The sequence below is a fragment of the Vibrio sp. V03_P4A6T147 genome (genome assembly GCF_002241085.1).
Classification (GTDB): Bacteria; Pseudomonadota; Gammaproteobacteria; order Enterobacterales; family Vibrionaceae; genus Vibrio; species Vibrio anguillarum.
Window position 1 is genome coordinate 1 of the sequence record NZ_NDIO01000019.1, and the last position, 2535, is coordinate 2535.

Here is a 2535-nt window from a genome sequence, read left to right on the forward strand (position 1 = left end):
GTTAAATTATGATGATTTATGAAGAAAAATGACCACTTGCTAGGTGGTCATTGAGGTGGTTAGTACTGAAGAACTTATTCTTCGATAAGGCTATTTTCTAAGCGCATTCAGTTTGGCTTGTGCTAAACCGAAGATGGTATCAACCGGGTAGCTGCCATCTTCTGTTGCTTCGCCTGCGGGTTTGCCAGTAAAGAGCTCAACCGCTTCAGTGACATGTTCAATAGCCCAGATATTGAACTCCCCTTTCTCGACCGCTTTAACAACGTCAGCGCGTAACATCAGATTGTGCATGTTTGAACGAGGAATGATGACACCTTGCTGGCTGGTGCGCCCTTTGATTGCACACACATCAAAGAAACCTTCAATTTTCTCATTCACACCGCCAATCGGCTGCGACTCACCAAATTGGTTCATCGAACCTGTGATCGCAATATCTTGGCGATTAGGCCGTTTAGAAAACGCAGACACAATCGCACAGAATTCGGCCATGCTGGCACTATCACCATCCACACCACCGTAAGATTGCTCAAATGTGATGGTCGTGGTGAGTGGTACGCGCGCCGTACGGCCAAATACCGAAGAGAGATACGCGGATAAAATCATCACACCTTTAGAGTGGATGCTGCCACCCAGATCGACACTGCGCTCGATATCGATAATGTCACCATCACCATAGGAAGTGGTGGCGGTAATACGGTTTGGCGCACCAAACATATGATCGCTGGTGCTCAATACCGATAGCGCATTCACCTGTCCGACCGCCATGCCTTGCGTTTGGATTAGCGTTGTACCGTTAACATACGACTCCATCACACTGTCTTGCAGGCGGCTCACTCGCATCTCTTGGTTGCTGAGCGCCTCTTCGACATGATTCTGGCGGATCATGTTTGAATTCGCCTGCTTCGCCACATAGTTAGATTCGCGTAACAAATTGGCAATATGCGCCGAATGAAGTGACAGTTTGCCTTGATCGCCCGTTGTACGTGAACTGTGTTCAATGATGCGTGCAATCGCTTTACGGTCGCAATGCAGCATATTGTTGTCGTGCACTATGCTCGAAATAAAACGCGCGTAATGTAGCTCGGTATCGGGCGTACGTTTCATTTCATCTTCAAAATCGGCCGTTACTCGAAACAATTCGCTAAATTCAGGATCGTAATGAGTCAGCAGCTGATAGGTGTGGTAATCACCAAATAGGATGATTTTCACATTTAGCGGGATAGGCTCTGGGTCAAGTGAAACCGTCCCTGTTAGCGTGACCTCTTTTTCCAAAGAGGTAAAACTCATTTGGCGTGAACGCAGCGCGCGCTTTAAACCGTCCCAAACATAGGGCTGCTCAAGCACTTTCACCGCATCCATCAACAGCACACCACCATTGGCTTTATGTAAACTACCCGCTCGAATTAACGAAAAATCGGTAAATACTGTGCCTTTAAAAGTCGCCGTTTCGATATAACCAAATAGAGAGTGGTAGTTCGGGTTCTCTTCTACCACGATCGGTAGCTTGTCTGAAGGCTGGCTGACCAGCACATTGACTTTGTAGCGACGCGGCAGACGCTTATCTAAAGAAGCTGTCGCGACTTCGCCTTGCTCACTGTCTTCATCTAAAAAAATGTCCGCATTATCGACGATGTCTTTTTGTAACTCCGTGAGATACGTTTTGATGTCTGGGTAGCCAGAATAATCTTGCTTAAGCTGCTTAATAAAGTGGGTAATGACGCCAAGCGTTACTTCATCATTGAGCTTTTTGATCTTCTCACTGTAGGAGTCTTCCCATTCTGTCAGTTGACGTACCATATTGCGTAGGCTGATTTCTAGCTCATCAATGGTATGGCTAAAGTGCTCTTGCTCTTTTTTAGACAAGGCGTCAAAGGACTCTTCGGTGTGCATCTCTTCACCGTTCATCGCAACAAATTGATAGTCGCCTTGAGTGGTGATGGTTAAGCTAATGCCTTTATCTTTGGCTTCTTTACTGATGCTATCCAATTCACTTTGCTGTTTTTGTGCCATCTGATTTTTCAGTTTATCGGCACGAGCAAAGTAAATCTCGTTATCAAAAGCTAACGGGATCGCATTGACCAACTTATTCATTAACTTTTCAATGTCTTGCTTGAGTTTAACCCCAATACCCGAAGGTAACTTCAGCACTTTTGGGGTTCGAATATCGCTGAAATTGGCCACATAACACCAATCAAACAACGCATCGACATCATGCTGATGGCGGTTTAAATAGCGCAAAATCATCGTACGTTTGCCCAACCCATTACGGCCAATAGCGTAGATGTTGTAACCCTTCTCTTTGATCGACATTGCAAATTCGACCGCTTTTTGCGCCCGTTCTTGCCCCACAATCTCATCAACTGGGTCTAACTCCTTAGTTGATTTACAAGGGAGTTTTTCTAACTGGGCAACGTGGTAGAGCTGCTCTGCATTCAATCGTTGAATCGCCATCACTCCGCTCCTTAGCTTTTGGATTCTTGTTGTAGTTTGACCTAAGTGTAGAATCTCTTCATTTATATTTTAGCGAGTTACACC

The 2535-nt window shown here is 45.6% G+C and carries 1 protein-coding gene; it reads right to left on the reverse strand.

Going from position 1 to position 2535, the window contains the following annotated elements:
• Positions 1–90: 90 nt before the first annotated feature.
• Positions 91–2451, reverse strand: a complete 2361-nt coding sequence (locus tag B9J84_RS00690) for a Lon protease family protein (protein WP_026027772.1) — start codon at positions 2449–2451, stop codon at positions 91–93.
• Positions 2452–2535: the final 84 nt, after the last annotated feature.

What these genes read in the sequence shown, in the direction of transcription:
- B9J84_RS00690 (WP_026027772.1), bottom strand. Translation starts at nt 2,451, where the DNA reads ATGGCGATTCAACGATTGAATGCAGAGCAGCTCTACCACGTTGCCCAG.